We start from the raw sequence: 17,074 nt of genomic DNA, 5'->3' as shown, positions 1-17,074 counted from the left end.
CGACTAGCCCGTCGATGATATTGAAGGAACTGCGGAACTAGCAGAAAAACTATGGCTCACAAGATTTCAAGACTTTCCCGCTGGAAGTAGAGAAAATTTTATATCATGTTGATAAACGGAAATCCTATTGGTCAAAATGATGCAGGAGTTGAAGAGAAAACCATGCGGAGACGCACGATGCAAGAAAACTCATCGATTGGGTTGCCTCGCTCCAGACGGGATGTTTTATGTTTTTCGGTTAAATTGACGAGGTGACGGATGCTTGATAAAACTCTGGCGATAATTCTGGCCGGCGGCATGGGTTCGCGACTGCATCCATTGACATCCGATCGGGCCAAACCGGCTGTGCCATTCGGCGGCAATTACCGGATCATCGACTTCACGCTGACAAACTGTCTGCACTCCGGATTGCGGCGTGTGCTGGTGCTGACTCAATACAAGTCGCATTCACTGCAAAAACATCTGCGCGACGGCTGGGCCATCTTCAACCCGGAACTCTCCGAATTCATAACGGCCGTGCCGCCCCAGATGCGGACCGGCGAATCCTGGTATTCCGGGACGGCCGACGCCATCCGCCAGAATCTGTACCTGCTCGAGCGCAGCAATGCCGATTATGTGCTGATTCTGTCAGGAGACCACATCTACCGGATGGATTATGCCGCAATGCTCCAGTTTCACCGTGACCAGGGCGCGGGGCTGACGATTGCCTGCATGCCCGTGCCGATCGCCAGCGCCTGCTCTTTCGGCATCATGTCGGTGGAGGATACAAGTCAAATTCGCGAGTTCCACGAGAAGCCGAAAAATCCCAAGCCCCTGCCGAACGATCCTCACCATGCGCTGGCATCCATGGGGATCTATATTTTCAACATGGACCTGCTCTGCCGCGAAGTGCAAGCCGACCACGCTCTTACCGCATCAAGCCATGATTTCGGCAAGGATATCATTCCAGGTCTTATCAAGACGCATTGCGTTTACGCTTACCGGTTCGGCGGCGAAACCGGCCGCGTCACGCCGGACCGGTACTGGCGCGATGTCGGCACGATAGATTCGTACTATGCGGCGAACATGGACCTGCTCGCGCCGGTTCCGCCGCTGGACCTGTATCAGCCCGATTGGCCTATCCGCACCTACCACGGACAAAACCCGCCCGCCCGCATGGCCCCGGGACCTCTTGGATGCGAAGGGCAACTGGTCAATTCCCTGCTCGGCAGCGGGACGCTTGTCTCCGGCGGTACGGTCAGACATTCGATCCTGTTCCCTCAAGTCCAGGTGCATGAAAATGCCGTAGTCGAGGATTCGATCCTGTTTGACGGAGTGCATGTCGGCGCCGGTACGCACTTGATGCGCTGCATCGTCGACAAAAATGTGCGGATTCCGTCCGGCGAGCGGATTGGTGTTGATGCCGACGCCGACGCAAATCGCTTCGTTGTTTCGGAATCCGGCGTCACCGTCGTGCCGAAGGGTTACCGCTTCCCGACTAATGCGAATAAAGCCAATTCTCCTGTTGCACAGCTATTTAAATACTAGGGCAATTATCGATTAGATAAAAACATGTAATAAACTAACCTCATGTGAAACGACATGCGTAAAGCTAGTCATGGGCCATCGTTAGCAGCGGAAACCAGCTCAGCGCCAACAGGGAGTCAGACGAATCCTTGACCTTTACGTCAATGATCAACTGTTGCCCACACGTTTAATTAATAAGCGAATATAATTGTTCCATAACGATAATTAATAATAAGGGATGAAATGAATAAGAAAATTTTAGTAGTTGCAGCGTCTGTATTTATCGGCTTATCAGCGTGTAGTGGAGAGAAAGGTGATGAATACAAGGTGAAATCAGCTTTCATTAATAGCTGTATAAAGCAGGAGAGTTCCGCGCGTCCTGCGGAACAGGCCCAATCTTACTGTAATTGCGTAGCTGATGCGGTTTTCAGCAATAGGGACATTTCCGCTGAAACCAAAAACCTTATGCTTACCATGAGCGATAAGGACGGTAAACTCTATAAACAAAATGATGTCGCAATGGTTAGAGGCGCGCTTATGTCTTGCTACACCACTAAGTTTTATAAAAAATAAGATTTAGGATTCGGGTAAAAATAACTTCCGATATTCCCTCGGGTTAAGGCCCCGTGGGAGCGATGCCTACATCGCGACTTGCCGAGCGGTTTAAATCGCGATGTAGGCATCGCTCCCACTCCGGTTACCCGAATTGAAAACAAGGCTGTTATTCAATGCCAAATCCTTAACAATAATTAGCAATTCCAATAGCAAAAGCAGGCTATTAAAAAATCAATAATCCGGCACTTCAGCCAGGAAAGTTCTAAATGTTGACGGATGAAAGCTTTTGGATAGTCATTGACGCGCTATCACTAATAATTTTGCTCATTTTCAACAGCAATTCAGAGCATCATGACGTTTTGGATGTTAAAATTATTGCTTTTTAGCAATTTAATTTTTTAGGAAGAACATGAGCAAAATCACCATTGAACACAATCCTAGTGAAGAGCGATTAAAACAGTTAGGTGTTTCCAAGTGGGAAATCTGGGAAAAAGAAATTTCAAAGTTTCCTATAAATTTTGATGAGACTGAATGTGCCTATGTCCTGGAAGGCGAAATTCTGGTAACTCCAGCTGGAGGAGAGCCGGTACGAATTCTGCCTGGTGATCTGGTGTCGTTTCATGCAGGGTTGGATAGTCAATGGGAAGTAGTCAAGCCATTGCGCAAGCATTACAGCTATGACTATCCCAATGGCATTTAGCTGGTGAATGAGGCCTCTCGAGGCTCTTCCATGGCACTTGCCGGGCAATCCGTCTGGAATTAAAAAATTAGTAGGCTGAATTTAACCTGATAGATACCTCTAATAGACCAGTAACTATCAGGTTAAGTCAGGACTAATACGAGTCTCAAAAAATTAACGTACATATATTAGCCTGAGCCTGAACGGATTGAATCCAGGGCAACGAGCTGGCTGGTATCACAGGCCAGTGTAGCCAGGCAGTCGCAACTGCGGCATGGACGCAGTTGCTCAAGCGCCGCTGCCCCGTTCATCAGCAGTCAGCCGATCCGAGCTTTAAGGCGGTGAGTCATGGCATTTCTCCGCCAACTCAACGCTATGAGATTTAGAGCCCGGGGTTTCTAAGATTCGTATAATTCTCTTCTTTGATGAATTCAGCCATGATTTTTTACATGATTAATGCCTTCTCGCTTTCTGCCAGTTGCGCCAGGTCGCCCAGAAATCTTCTCTTGCGCCTTTCAGTAACTGAGGTTTTTTCTCGGATTCGACGGCGGCATAGTTCATCAATGCCGCTTCCATGAAGGTACTGTAATCCAGCGCTACTGCCCCCGGCTCCTTGCTTTGCGGCACCGTACCTGGCCGGTTCCGGAACCATTCGTTCCACTCGTCCGAACCGGGCGTATACATGTGCCAGGGCGTGGTCAGCGGCATTTGCACCGGATAAAAGAAAGTCAGCGCCTGATACGATCCGGGATGGAAGCTGGCGGTGCCGTGACAGCTCAGGCAGGACGAGCTGGGCAGTTTGGCGACGATCTTTCCGTCAACGTCGACATTGGTTTTAACGGCGATGTCGAACGGCCCCGACATGCGGCCGCCATAACCCAGGGTGACTTTGGCGTAGGCCGGAGCGGCGGGATTGATATAGGTTTCCAGCAAAGGCTGCCCGGGGTGCCGGGCGGAATTGACGTTGGGATCGTTACCCCACATCGCGCCGAGCGGCACCATTTTATCCCAGGCGTCCTTGCCGGGCGCGTCCTTGTCGTAGACCAGCGTGGTGAACACCCAGCCGGTTTCCGGCGCGGCGACACTGTCCTTGACGATGATATCGAAAATGCCGACATAAATATCGCTCACCACCGGCGGCTTGCCGGGAACGGTGCCGTGCAGATCGAACGGCGGACGATAGATCTGCCACTTCGCCGCTCCTTGCATCACCGGCCATTGCTCGCCGGAAGCATTGACGCCGGCGGATTTGACCACCAGCGAGCCTTCGCCGAATTGCGCGGCGTCGTTGTCCAGTGTTGGTATGCAAGTCCCCTGCCCTGGCAGGCATTTTTGCCAGACGCGATGCAGCGTATAGGCGGCGACATCGTTGTAATAGATCGTGGCGTAATTGCGGATGTCGACTTTCAGTCCAGACTCGGCATAAGTCGAGGCAGGCAGAATCTGCCCGGTATAAGTGCCGTAAATCGCTTCCCGACCTTCCCAGCCGGCTTTCTCCACTTCATCGCCCGCCCACGGCATGCTGTACCAATTGTGTTCGGTGGCGTTCCATGCCTTCGGTCGTGTCACCATCACGCGCATGTCCTTGGCGACGGCTTCTTTCAACGCCTCGATATAGGCGTGCGCATTGTCCTTGGTCAGCGGTTTGCCGTGCAAAACTTTCTGCCATGGCTGGTCGGCTTTGGGCTGCGTTTGCGGATAGTCATGATTGAAACGCCAGAGCGGCCCGTCGTATTCGGCTCTGGACGGAATCTGGCCGTTATTGACCGCATACGGGTCAACCGTTGCCGCCGGTTGTTGTTGCGCCTGGCAGGTTTCCGCCCTCAGCAGTAACGCTAATCCTGCTGCAAGGATGATGGATGACCTGTTGTTTCTGAATTGCATCACTGAACTCCCAGTAGTTGATATTGATGAATGGCGGCAGAGTAATAAGTCTGCCGGCTATAAGCTTAGCAACTATGAGAAAAACAGTCGGTCAGGTTAGCAAAAGTGTTAGAGATTGATAGAGAGAATAGGCACTACTGTTTACGTCACTTTTATGCATGGGGGGCGGCGCGCGATCGCCTGATCAGGCGAACTCTATCTGAACGATGCCGTTACGGCCGTTATTCTTGACTTGATAAAGCGCATCGTCGGCAATCCTGATCAATGATGATGGAGATATTTTATGAAACGGCATGGCGGTGGCGATGCCAATGCTGACGGTTACGAATCCGGCAACCTGCGAGCCTTGATGAGGGATTTGCAAATCGACCACCGCCTGATGGATTGAGTCGGCAACCCGGATCGCGCCTTGTGCGTCGGTATGCGGCATGATCACAACGAATTCCTCGCCGCCATAGCGGGCCGCCAGATCGGTGGGACGCCGCAAGGCGCCGGCAATCGCTTGCGCGACGCGTTGCAAACAAACGTCGCCGGCCTGATGTCCGTAGCGGTCGTTAAAAACCTTGAAATAATCGATATCGCACAAAATCAGCGCCAGCGGCGTTTTATCGCGCAGCAGGCGCTGGCACTCGCTCTCCAGGCAGGCGTCGAAGTGGCGGCGATTGGCGATTTGAGTCAGCCCGTCCACTGTCGCCAGACGCTGCAGTTCCTCATTGGCTTTCTGCAACTCCCGCTCCGCCGATCTGCGCTCTTTGTTCTCGTTCTGCAGGCATTGATTAAGCGCCGAAATCGTGGCGTTGCGCGCTTGCAGTTCGCGATTTTTTTCCTCCAACGCCGCTTTTTGGGTTTCGATATGCACGGTGCGTTCCGCGACCTTGTCTTCCAGCAATTGGTAGCCTTGCGCATTGTCGATGGAGATAGCGATCTGGCCGCTCAAGTGCCGCAGCAGAAACACGCGCTCGTCGGTAAACACCGCATCGGCGGCATTATTTTCCAGATACAGCACGCCTTGCAGTTCGCCGCGCAACAGTAACGGCGCGCAGAGCAACGAACGCACCCGACGTTCGGCAATATCCCGGTCCCGGCCATAGACGGCACTATTCCCGGCATTTTCCAGAACCACGGTTTCCCGGCTGCGCGAGACGAAGTTGATCACGCTTTGCGGCAGCCTGGCGGCGGCCGGCAGCGGCAGCCGCTGCATCACCGCGACCTTTTCCACATCAATCTCCGCTTCGGCCTGAATCAGCAGCCCGCCGTCCTCTTGCAACAGCAAAACACCGCGCTGGGCGCCGGCATTTTCGATCACGATGTGCATCATTGTCTGCAGCAAAATCGGCAAGCGCCGCTCCGCCGCAATGGTTTCGGCGGCCTTGATCAACGTAACGGTATCCAGGACATAAGAGGCGTCCTGCCGCGTTGATGCCGCATGGCTCGAAGATAGGGACTGGCTGTGCGCTGAATTGAAGCGCTGCAAATAACCGCTCGCTCCCCAACGCCGATAACAATAACCGGCCTCCTCAAAATGAAACCGCGCCGGTCTTTCCTGGCCCAAATCCACATACAGGCCGGCAGCCAGCTCGTTGGCCAGGGCTTCCAGATGCAGCTGTCCGTTCGCTTCCGCTTCGACCGCGGCATGCTGATAAGCCAGCACTGCCAGCGCCGGGCGTTGCCGCAGACGGTGAACTTCACCGCCAAGCAAATAGCAGCGGCTCAAAAAATTTTGCGGACAGCGTCGCGCCCAGCGCCGCAGATTTTTTTCGGTGCGATGCATCGTCCATAATGTTTTGCGGCGATCGGCGCGAGACATGCCCGGGTAAAGCTTGGCCAGAATCAATGCCGTATAGAAATGGTGTTCGACCGCATGCAGCATGCCCGCCGAATCTTTCAGATAATCGGCGGAAACCCGGCTCAGTTCGATAGCCTGGTTGTATTCGCCCCACAGATACAGGCACTGCATTTTGTTGACGAAATAATAATGCGCAAAATGCCGCGAGCCGTACTCGGCCAATGACTCGACAAACGCCGTTTCGTCGAAATCGGCATTGCTGAACGAATCCGGCGCATCGGTATGGCCGCGCAGATTCTGGATCGCCTGGCGTATGCCCCGGATCACGCCTGCATGCTCGCGGCTGTCGATGCGTTTCAGCGTCGACAGCAGAGCGTCGGTATCATGCCAGACTGTATCCAGCGGCACTCCGCGCATGAACTGGCTTTGCGCCAGTCCGCAACAGGCGCAGCCGCTATGAAACCAGTCGCCGCTTTCCAGCCCGGACTCGAGTGCGACGCGCCAGTAGGTTTCGGTGTCCGCCGCCGGATGCGTCCAGGAATGGGCGAAATAGCCATAGACGAAATTGACTTCCGCCTTCTGCCGCTGATTGGCATATTGATCCAACAAGCCCAGTGACAAACGCCCGTAGTCGTAGCCGGCCTGATGATTGCCCAATACGCCGCCAAGAAAAATCACGCCGAACACCATGTAGCCGATTACCGCCTCGGCATTGTTGCCGTGTTGCAGACAATGGCCGACCTGTTTCACCGATATGGCCGCGCATAACTCCGGCCGAAGCTGATAGGCCACCTTCAGTGTTGCCGATAATAAGCGGACAGCAATATCCATCCTGACATCGCTGACGGCAGGCAGAGCGAGCAAATCGTCAATGTTGAAATTTCGCAGGCGATACTTCAAACGCAGGAAGTCGACCAAAAAGGCCAGTCGATTGAAATGGGCCGGCAGGTCGATGCCGAACAAGGCCGCCGCCTGCCGGCTGACCTGATAGGCCTGGTCGAACTGCGCCAGATCCGCGTGAAACTGGATCATCAGCTCAAATACGCGCGCCTTTTCCAGGTCGGAGCCGGCAAGTACAACGGCTTGCTCGAAAAGCTGCAGGGCCGTTTGATGATGACCGCAAAGATGCTCGCATTCGGCGCGATGGCGGAACACGGCCGCCAGCCTGTCGAAACGAAGCGCCCCCTCGGCCAGTATATCCGAGGCATATCGCAAATAAGGCAGTGCCTGCTCGAAAGCGCCGCGGCGCTTGGCCCATAGGCCCAGCTTGAAGTTACCGACACCCAGGCGGCGCCTCTCGCCGGTTTCGATAATCAATGCCTGGGCGGCATTGAGATGTTCGACTGCTTGAAACAATAATTCCCTGTCATGACCGGATAGCGCCTTATCGGCCCAATAGCGGCCTACTTTTAAGCGATTGGCCAGCAACTCATGCTCGGCCAGCAACGAATGGGCCGCTTGTTGCACGCGATCGTGAGAGAAAACATAACGCGTTTCGTCTGTTTTGCCGTCGCCGGGCATTTTCACCAGCAATCCCAATGTTTCGGCGACCGCCAGATTCCCATGCGGCGAGGTTTGCTCGCCGAATACGGAGGCGATCAGCCCGGCGTCAAAGCAGTTGCCGATGCTGGCGGCTATTTTCAGCAACTCACGCACCGGCCCGTCCAGAGAATCCATGCGCATCAACATGAAATCGATGACGTTGTCGCTGATGCCGATCGTGTTGATTTTGTCGCTATCGTAGCGCCAGTTACCGGTCGCGGCATGGTATGTCAAAGCGCCGTCCCGCTGTAATTCGCGCAGACACTGAATGAAAAAGAACGGGTTGCCTTGCGTCTTGGCGTATAGCGCATGACAGAGTCCAGCGGTCGAGTCTTCATCGAGCGAAATGGAATCGGCGATCATCTCCGCCAAAGCCGGCATCGGCAACTCCGCCAGCTCGATCATCTCGACCCGGCGGCCGTCATTGCGCAATTTGTCAGCCGTGACCATCAGGGCATCATTCGGCCCGATTTCGTTATCCCGGTAGGCTGCAATCAATAACAAATGCTTGATGTCGAACAGCATGGGCTCCAGCCACTCGAACAGGGCCGGATCGGCCCACTGCACATCGTCCAGGAACAGGCATAACGGACTGTCAGACCGGCAGAATGTTTGCACGAATCGTACCCAAAGCCGTTTCAGTCGGGTTTTGGTCTCACTAGCCGCCAACTCCGGCAAAGCCGGTTGCGGCCCCATCAGCATTTCAAGTTCCGGAATCAGTTCGATGACGGGCTGTGCCTCATCGCCTAATTGATCGGACAATCGCTGCCGCCAGATAGCCAGTGTTCCCTCATCCTTTCCCAGTAATTGCAGAAGCAACCCTCGAAAAGCCGTGCGAAAAATCCGTGCCGGATGATTGACTTGATATTGATCGCATTTGGCGGAGACCAGATGACAATCGACGGGCAGCACCTGCCGGTTGAACGCCTCAAACAGCCGCGTTTTACCGACCCCCGATCGGCCGGCGACCAGGCATAATATCGCCCTGCTATGTTGCGAATAAGCAAATGCTTCAGCTAATTGCGCAAGTTCGGCGTCGCGTCCGTACAAGCGATCGGAAATTCTCAGGATGCTCTGTTGGCCGGGCTTGACCTGTCTCGACTCGTCTGCCATCAACGTTTGTCGGCAGATAGTAATATCCAGCAACAGATCCGCGGCTGTCGCATAGCGGTCACCGGGATCTTTCGCCAGCATCTTGGTCACGACGCGAACCAGGTTTTCCGGCAATTGCGGACAAAACTGGCGCGGATCGGGTACGCTTTGGGCAATATGGCGGTGAATCAGGCCGATGGAATCCGCCGATGCAAACGGCGTTCGCCCTGTCAACAATTCGAACAGGATCCCCCCCAGCGCATAGATGTCCGCGCGCCCGTCGACGCCCCGGTTCATGCGGCCTGTCTGTTCAGGCGCCAGATAGTCGATATCACTTGCGGACAGGACAGGCTGTTCCGTTTCATCATCGAGTTGCGTGATGAATTTTGCGCGACTGAAGCCGATCAGCTTTAGCTGCATCTGCTCAGGATCGAGCAACAGGTTGTCGGGATTGAGGTTGCCGTGGACAATGCCGCGCCGATGTATCGCGTCCAGCGTCTCGGCGAGTGCCGAAATCAAATGATAGATTTCTTCAATCGGCAAAGTATGTCCGGCCGCGTACTCCCTTAAGGTCTGGCCCGGAAAATATTCGCGCACCAGAATCAGCTGCCGGCCGTGATCTTCCAAAGCCAGGGCGCTGATAACAGTCGGCAGCGTCAATTCCTGCAAGATCCGGTATTCTGAACGGAAACCAGCCAGCATAGTGGGGCCAGGATGGCTATCGGCCAGGTGTTTAAGCACCACTTCGCGGCAACTTTGCAGGCACACAGCCTGATAGAGGCGATACCAGCCTCCGTCATGGATGCATTCCTTGATTTGATAACGGTCTATTGCCAGCAAAGATGCGCTCTATAAGTTGATGACGTTTAATCTATAAACATAGCAGAAAGTCTAGCATACAAAAACTTTGCCGGCATCGGGGCGACGGGTGTGCATGAGGCATTGTGCCGCAATGCCTGGCACATTTAGCCTCAGGGATTCGCTTTTACGCTGCGCCAAATGCGTCCGTAATTGGAGGGGATGGTCAACCATTGCTCCTGGCCCGGCCCGGCGGCAAAGTTATCCTGACCATGCAGTTGCTCGTTATAGTTGCCGGCGCGCTCGAATTTAAACGGCACGCTTTGGTCAGCATGCGTGAAATTCACCGCGACCAGGCTGACGGCCGTCGCCGTCTTGCGCTCGAACAGCAAAAGGCCGCGCGCGAGATAGCGCTCATAATCATTGTGGAAGTAATGGTTGCCGCGTCGAAATTCTTCGCAGCGCTTACGCAGATTCACCATTTTGCGGGTCAGACTGACCAGGCTTTTGCCGGCCGGGTCATAGAAATAATCCCAGCGCAGTGGCCGAAGCAGCAGCACACGGCCGAAGCCGTCCTCAGGCAGAAAATAGTTCTCGCCGAACTCCTGCCCCTGCCAAAGCATGGGGATGCCTTTCGCGGCCAGCAATGCGATCAGGTAGGGCTGGAGTTTAAACCAATGCGCGCGGTCGCCCTCGGCAAAAAGCGGGTTCCAGTCACGTTGCCGGAGCCAGAATTCGCACAAAAAGCGGCTGTGGTCGTGGTTCTCGATATACTGCAGCGGGGCCTTGGCCAACACCTCGTCGTTATGGGTAGCCTGCTCGACATACCCTGCCGCACCGAGTCGCAGGCCGAGATTCTCTATCGCCCCGGCCGCGCCGCGTGCGCAGGCGGTCGCCGCTCCGAAGCTGGCGTTCTGCCAGGTGGCGTTGCTGTAGCTCTGTTCGAGAATCTGTTCAGGGGCTTCCAGTTGCTCGGCGATCTGGATCAGGCGAGGGCCTTCCTGCGCATCGAAGCGGGATAACTGAGCGAGCGCGCCCTTGACATACTCATAGGTGTGGAAAACCAGATTGGCATAACCGTCGCCCAGCGCGCCATCCCAATAATTCGGCACACAATCGTAGCGGAAGCCATCGATATGATAAGTCTCCAGCCAGTGCTTATTGACGCTAAAGAAAAAATCGCGGGTCAGAGCGCGTTTGAAGTCGGTGCCGACACCGAAATAGTCCTTGGCGAACGGCCCCATGAACGGGTTTTCATGATAATGAAGGCGCCGGTAGAGATCGTGGTAAGGGAAATCCTCCGCCGTATGCCCGTAAACGGCATCGACGATCACCGCCAGCCCGCGCTGGTGTGCCGCATCAACGAAGCGCTGGAAATCGTCGCGCCGGCCAAACCGTTCATCGATGCCAAAATAGCCCAGCGGCAGATACCCCCAATCGACCTCCAGAGCGACATTGCTGACCGGCATCACCGACAGCGCGTTGACGCCCAGGTCGGCCAGGTAATCGAGACGGTCGATCGCACCCTGCAGATCGGCGCCGAACTCGGCGAGGTTCAGTTCGTACAGGATCAGATCGTGCAGTGCCGGCGTTTTCCAGTTCGTCTCGCCAGGGCTCCAGGTATAAGGGCTATAACCGAGCGTGAAGGCGGAGAGCTTGCCGACGGCATATTCACGCGCAAACGGATCCACGATCCAGTCCAATGTGCCGACATTCGGATTATGCAGCTCGTAGCGGTAAACGTGCCGGCCTGGCGAGCCGAAATGAGAGCCTGGCTGTACATCATGGGTGGCACTGAAATCGACCGTCACCGACCAAACATCGCCGTAGTCGGCATCGACGCTATGCTGCAACTCGAAGGCCAGCGGCTGTATCGCCTGGATGAACTGGTCGCGCTCATGAATGATTTTTACAAACAGCCGGTTGCCATCGCTCGCCGAAACCCAGGGCAGCAATATGCCGAAATCGACTATACTGGCTGCGGATTCGTGGGGGCCCAGTTTGGCCAAAGGGAGGCTTTTCATAGTTAAACATTCCTGTTTTGGATCAATGTGACAAATTGGGTTAAAGCGGATGGCTAATCAATGAGACCTGTTTGGTAGGGGAGCCGAATAACCTAAATATGCTGATTAAATGCTCAGATTGACCATAGATCAATAAGGGAAACTACGTAGGGGCCATCTTTTGCGGTATGACTTTCTGACGATTCACCAGAAAATATTGAGCGGTCGATCTGCCACCGTTAGCCATCTTTCAACCTACGGTCGGTGTACTCCCTTGCCATCATTGGCTCGCCTCCAGGCCAAGTGGGTCTGCATGCCGCCGGAAAGGACTTTTACCTGCAGGCCGTTTTGCTTTAAAAGACGATACGCATAATAAGCTCGCTGCCCTACTCCACAAATTAGCCAGATTTCCTGCGTCCGGGGCAATTCCTGCAGCCGGTCGCGTAAGGATTCAAGGGGGATATTTTGTGAATTCGGAATGTGATCGCTGGCGTACTCCGCTTCACTGCGAACGTCGACCAGCAGGGCCGCGGTTGACCCCAGCTCATCCCAATTCGCCAGTTGCAGATCACCTCGCAGGTGGTTGGCGGCCACCATGCCGGCCACGTTGACCGGGTCTTTGGCGGCGCCAAACTGGGGGGCGTAGCAAAGCTCCAGGTCTTCCAGATCGAATACTGAAGCTTCCTCCATCATGGCCGTGGCGATGACATCGATGGCACGCGCCACATCGAGCTCGCCCGCGGCTTGAGCGCCCAAAACCCTGCCGTCCGCCTTGGAGAACAGCAATTTGATGTGGATCGGCCTGGCACCCGGAAAATAACTCGCATGGTGTCCAGGATGCAGGTAGACCTTTTCGAAATCCATGCCAGTTCGTTTGAGCTGCTTTTCATTGGCCCCGGTGCAGGCAATGGTGAGGCCGAAAGCTTCGCACACGGCCGTCCCGAGCACACCCTCAAAAGCCAGAGGCGGCCGCGTTTCAGCATCGCTGCATAAGAAATGGTGGAGAATGGCGGTGGCCGCTACCCGCCCCTGCCGATTGGCCGGTCCCGCCAGCGGGACGAGTTGCCACTGTTGGGTGATCCTGTTTTTTACTTCGACCACGTCGCCCACCGCCCAGATAGCGGCATCGCTGGTGCGCTGGTAGGCATCGACGCGAATACCTCCGAGATCTCCCAGTTCCAATCCGGCATCCCGGGCCAACGTGGACTCGGGGCGCACGCCGATCCCCAGGATGACCAGATCGGTGGCGAGCGTCGCGCCCTTCGACGTGCGCACGCTCAAACCGCGCTCGGGGAGTTGTTCGAAGGCCTCGACACCTTCGCCCAATCTCAGCTTGACGTCATTGGCTTTCAGGCGTTCGGCGGCATAGCCGGCCATTTCCGGATCCAGCGGCGGCATGACCTGATCGGCCAATTCCAATAGCGTGACGTCAAGTCCCAGTCCGACCAGGTTCTCAGCCATTTCCAGCCCGATAAAACCACCGCCCACGATCAGTGCGCGGGAGGCATGAGCGGCTGCGGCTTTGATCTTTCGGCTATCGGGAATGTTGCGCAGCACATAAACGCCAGGCAGATCGATGCCCGGCAGGGGCGGACGCACCGGCTGGGCGCCGGTTGCCAGTACCAGCGCGTCATAAGGTTCTTTGCGTGCGGCGCCAGTTTTGAGATCGCGCACTTCGATCAATCGGGCTTGCCGGTCGATGCGCGTGACCTCCGTTTCAGTATGGATTTCAATGTTAAAGCGGTGCTTGAACAGTTCCGGACTGGCCACCAGCAGTTTGGCTTCCGACTCGATAACATCGCCCACGAAATAAGGCAGGCCGCAGTTGGCAAAGGATACATGCGGCCCTCGTTCGAACACGACGATCTCGCACGTCTCGCAGAGCCTGCGCATACGTGCCGCACAGGTGGCTCCGCCAGCCACACCGCCTATAATGAGGATACGTTTGTTTTCTGCATTCATGAGCTTAAATCTCCTGACTCGTTGTATTCGTTCAGCCGTATAGACAATGTATGTCGGCATTTCCTGGTTAGAGAAGTTCTTATTTTCTACCGCTTGAAAGATTAATCCGCTTATTGCCATCAGCTCTTCCAGGGTAGACAACTCCTTACAAGTATAGGTCTTTAAAAAAGTGTGACGAGACCGTGCGTTGCGGTAAATAGATGAGTGTCATCAATATCCATTTACCATCGTATCAGATATGTACTTTACCGGTAATAAAGTATTACTATTTAAGTATTACTCACTTACCGGAGATCATCATGCGCGTCACCAGCAAAGGCCAAGTTACCATTCCGCGGAACGTCCGCGAGAGCATGGGTATTCGGCCAGCCGAAACCGAAATTGAATTCCTTCAGGATGAAAATGGGCGTTGGTATATCGCCAAGGCCCAGCCTCGCCACAAAAAGGCCAGCCGGTTCCGCACCGCTCATAAAACCGGCAAGCTGACTATGAGCACTGACGATATCATGGCTTTGACGCGGGGCGAAGCATGGCCGTCATCCTGATCGACAGCTGCATTGTCACCGACCTGGCCGACCCGGACAGTGCCTGGTTTGAATGGAGCGCCTCGACACTGGAGCGGCTGGATCGGGACAACACGCTAGTCATCAACCCGATTATCTACGCCGAGTGCTCGGTCGGCTTTGAACGCATCGAGGAAGTGGAGGCCCTGTTTGAGCACCTGGGCTTCGCAATGCTGCCTATTTCTAAGGAGGCCCTGTTCCTGGCCGGCAAGGCCTTCCTGCAATACCGCAGGCGCAAGGGTGAGAAAGGCAACGTGCTGCCGGACTTCTTCATCGGTGCCCATGCGGCAGTAGCCGGCTACCGGCTGATCTCCAGAGACAAGGGCCGCTTCAGCACCTACTTCCCCAGCGTGGATCTGATCCTGCCTGAGACAACCAGCGGGCTGAACTGACGTCCAAGGCTGCACGGGTATGAGTCAGGTCATCCGGCCTTCGGCATGTGGCGCTGTTGCGGTAGCCCCTGTCCAGTATCACCATCGCCATAGTTATGAATGAGTTGATTATTGTTAATTTTAAGAGTAAAAGTAACAATAACTATATTAACTATCGATATCTTATATATTCCAATTAATTCTTAATTTATAGCCAGTCCTTAACAGGTGGCGCATGAATCAAGTCAAGGGAATCAATATATAATAACAATGGGGCAATCGTATGGATAGTAATTATAAAAACGCATATTTACTGATTTTTCGAATAGTTAGCCTAATTACAATAAAAAATAAGATATAGGGTGGCAACAGGCTTAAAATTTAAGAGTAATAAAAATTTAATAAGCATTGAAAAATTTGCAGACCAAGCTAAGATTCGGAATATCAGTCACTAAAAATCCAATTTCCGATCAGAATGGCGCCTTATTATGCCGAGAGATATCGTGCACTGTGGGAGTCGTTGATTTAATCAAGGTTTCCTTTGATATGGCGTTTAATTAAATTTGAGTATTTAGGTTATTTTTAAATAAAAAAAACAGATAAAAATAAATAATTAATAGATCTGTAAATAAATCTTTATAAAACGGATTTCCCGGATGATTGCGCATGCATTAACCATTGTAATAAACGAGATGAATCAGCATCTTGATGATATTTTTCAAATGACCATGCCAGCTGTCGGATTGGGTAATTTAGCCGAAGGGTTTGCTAGCAGTCCAGGAGGTAATGGGGTTGCGAGGAATATGCTTATCTTATCTGTAGTTAATATTAAGGAAGAAAAAGCATTAAAAAATCTGCCCAATTATGTGCGTGATGATGCATCGCTCAAAACCAGCTATGAAAATCCGCCTGTTTTTCTTAACCTCCAGATACTGGTTTCAGCTACACATACTAATTACAATGATGCATTATTGGTATTATCCAGAGCTATTTGTTTTTTTCAGTATAAGAACGTATTTACACAAGACAACGTATCTCCCAACTCGATAGCGGTAAATGCGCCCAATAACCCTCTGGATCAGTTGGAATCGTTTAAATTGATCTTTGATTTATATTCGCCATCCATGGAGGAAGTCAATCATTTATGGGGAACATTGGGCGGGAAACAATACCCCTTTGTTTTGTATATGCTGCGTATGATTGATCTGAAATTTAAGGCAGTACAAAGCGAGAGCGGCCTGATTACAGAGGTGGTCAGTGATTTTTATCACAAGGCCCCGGCGACACCCCATGACTGAACGTATCGGCAACCGGTATCGGCCTCTTTTTGAGGTACGCCTGCTGCACCATTACTGGCTGGATGACGGCGCTACCGTATTTGACCTGATAAGTGACCAGCCCCGAAAGAGCAAACGACTGCAGACCTATGACAGGCGACCCTTTCTCACAGTAGCGCCAACCGCGGCTACCGCAAAAGCGCTGCAAGCTCTGAATTGTGTCTATAAAGATACGGCGCTGGGCTTGATAGTAATGGTGCCCGGCCTTCAGGTCATTCCCACCGATACGCTGTTCGAATTTATCGTTACGGTAACCCATGCCGATTTTTTCAACTATACCGCCTTGACGCTGCCGCCTCGGAAAATAGATGCGTTTTATCATCAAGCTGAAGATAAAACCTATCGCTATAAAACAAATATTTTCGTTCTTTCCAACCTGACAGGCGCTTCGCGCGATGCAGGCAGCAATAAGACACTGTTCTTATCGAGTCCCTATTCCGCAGGCAACGAGGCTGACAAGGTCGAATACCTGGTTCTGTCAGATGGCGGGCTGGTGCAGTTGACTAGCGACAGCGACGTAACCGATCCGATTTCGCAGCAGTTAAACGCGGACGCAACCGTTTTGCCTGTATTCGTTCATCAGGATGACGTACCAGCCATCGTACCGCCTCCCGGTCTTGTTGAGGCACCTGAACGCGGGCTCCTGTTGACGAGTGATATACCAGACGATGTTTTCGCCCTGATTCGCTTATCGCCGATCAGGGCCGATGACAACGACTTCAGCTTTATTGACGATAACGGTATCGCCAAAGAACATCACCCGATTTTCCAGGTCCGCTTCAAAAACCGTTCAACCTTCTGGCGATACATCAACAAGAATACGAGAACTGTGAATTCCACGGAACCCGATCCGCTCCCGTTAACCTATTTTGGCAACGCAGGCCCAAAACAAAAACCGTCGGAAGGTTTGGTTAAAGCGGAAAAAAGTGGCACAAAAATTACCCGGCTTCTTTCGGAAATTTTCATATAACACCCTCATTGTCAAAATACCAAGGT

At 53.3% G+C, this 17,074-nt stretch carries 11 protein-coding genes; 7 read left to right on the top strand and 4 right to left on the bottom strand.

Features of this window, described 5'->3' with window-relative positions:
- Positions 1–258 precede the first annotated feature (258 nt).
- The 3 genes from glgC to METLU_RS0121155 all read left to right on the top strand — a co-directional run bounded on the left by glgC (position 259) and on the right by METLU_RS0121155 (position 2,761).
- Entirely contained in the window at positions 259–1,527 is a 1,269-nt protein-coding gene (gene glgC, locus METLU_RS26060) for a glucose-1-phosphate adenylyltransferase (protein WP_051300079.1), read from the top strand.
- Positions 1,528–1,749: 222 nt separating this feature from the next.
- Positions 1,750–2,079, top strand: a complete 330-nt coding sequence (locus METLU_RS0121165; protein WP_027159969.1) for a hypothetical protein — start codon at positions 1,750–1,752, stop codon at positions 2,077–2,079.
- Positions 2,080–2,470: 391 nt separating this feature from the next.
- Positions 2,471–2,761: a cupin domain-containing protein gene (locus METLU_RS0121155; protein WP_027159968.1), complete on the top strand. Its 291-nt coding sequence runs from the start codon at positions 2,471–2,473 to the stop codon at positions 2,759–2,761.
- A gap of 432 nt (positions 2,762–3,193) precedes the next feature.
- Here METLU_RS0121155 and METLU_RS0121150 read toward each other — a convergent pair whose 3' ends face one another.
- From METLU_RS0121150 to METLU_RS0121135, 4 genes are all read right to left on the bottom strand, one after another.
- Positions 3,194–4,624 carry a hypothetical protein gene (locus METLU_RS0121150; protein WP_027159967.1) on the bottom strand — a complete coding sequence of 477 codons (1,431 nt, stop codon included), beginning with the start codon at positions 4,622–4,624 and terminating at the stop codon, positions 3,194–3,196.
- Positions 4,625–4,808: 184 nt separating this feature from the next.
- Positions 4,809–9,884: a diguanylate cyclase domain-containing protein gene (locus METLU_RS0121145; RefSeq protein WP_027159966.1), complete on the bottom strand. Its 5,076-nt coding sequence runs from the start codon at positions 9,882–9,884 to the stop codon at positions 4,809–4,811.
- Between the two features lie 131 nt (positions 9,885–10,015).
- On the bottom strand, positions 10,016–11,866 hold the full coding sequence (locus tag METLU_RS0121140) for an alpha-amylase family glycosyl hydrolase (RefSeq protein ID WP_027159965.1): 1,851 nt from the start codon (positions 11,864–11,866) through the stop codon (positions 10,016–10,018).
- A 234-nt stretch (positions 11,867–12,100) separates the two neighbouring features.
- Positions 12,101–13,807, bottom strand: a complete 1,707-nt coding sequence (locus METLU_RS0121135) for an FAD-dependent oxidoreductase (RefSeq protein WP_027159964.1) — start codon at positions 13,805–13,807, stop codon at positions 12,101–12,103.
- Between the two features lie 299 nt (positions 13,808–14,106).
- Here METLU_RS0121135 and METLU_RS0121130 point away from each other — a divergent pair, with 299 nt between their 5' ends.
- The 4 genes from METLU_RS0121130 (at position 14,107) to METLU_RS0121110 (ending at position 17,048) form a co-directional block, all read left to right on the top strand.
- Positions 14,107–14,352 carry an AbrB/MazE/SpoVT family DNA-binding domain-containing protein gene (locus METLU_RS0121130; protein ID WP_027159963.1) on the top strand — a complete coding sequence of 82 codons (246 nt, stop codon included), beginning with the start codon at positions 14,107–14,109 and terminating at the stop codon, positions 14,350–14,352.
- A complete protein-coding gene (locus METLU_RS0121125; RefSeq protein WP_027159962.1) occupies positions 14,337–14,762 on the top strand; it encodes a type II toxin-antitoxin system VapC family toxin in 426 nt (141 codons plus the stop codon). Before METLU_RS0121130 ends, METLU_RS0121125 begins: the two co-directional genes overlap by 16 nt.
- A 635-nt stretch (positions 14,763–15,397) precedes the next feature.
- On the top strand, positions 15,398–16,039 hold the full coding sequence (locus tag METLU_RS0121115; RefSeq protein ID WP_027159961.1) for a DUF4255 domain-containing protein: 642 nt from the start codon (positions 15,398–15,400) through the stop codon (positions 16,037–16,039).
- Entirely contained in the window at positions 16,032–17,048 is a 1,017-nt protein-coding gene (locus METLU_RS0121110) for a hypothetical protein (protein ID WP_027159960.1), read from the top strand. Before METLU_RS0121115 ends, METLU_RS0121110 begins: the two co-directional genes overlap by 8 nt.
- The last annotated feature ends 26 nt before the right edge of the window (positions 17,049–17,074 follow it).

It is taken from the genome of Methylobacter luteus IMV-B-3098 (assembly GCF_000427625.1).
Classification (GTDB): domain Bacteria; phylum Pseudomonadota; class Gammaproteobacteria; order Methylococcales; family Methylomonadaceae; genus Methylobacter; species Methylobacter luteus.
This window is presented reverse-complemented; position numbering and strand designations above follow the sequence as displayed.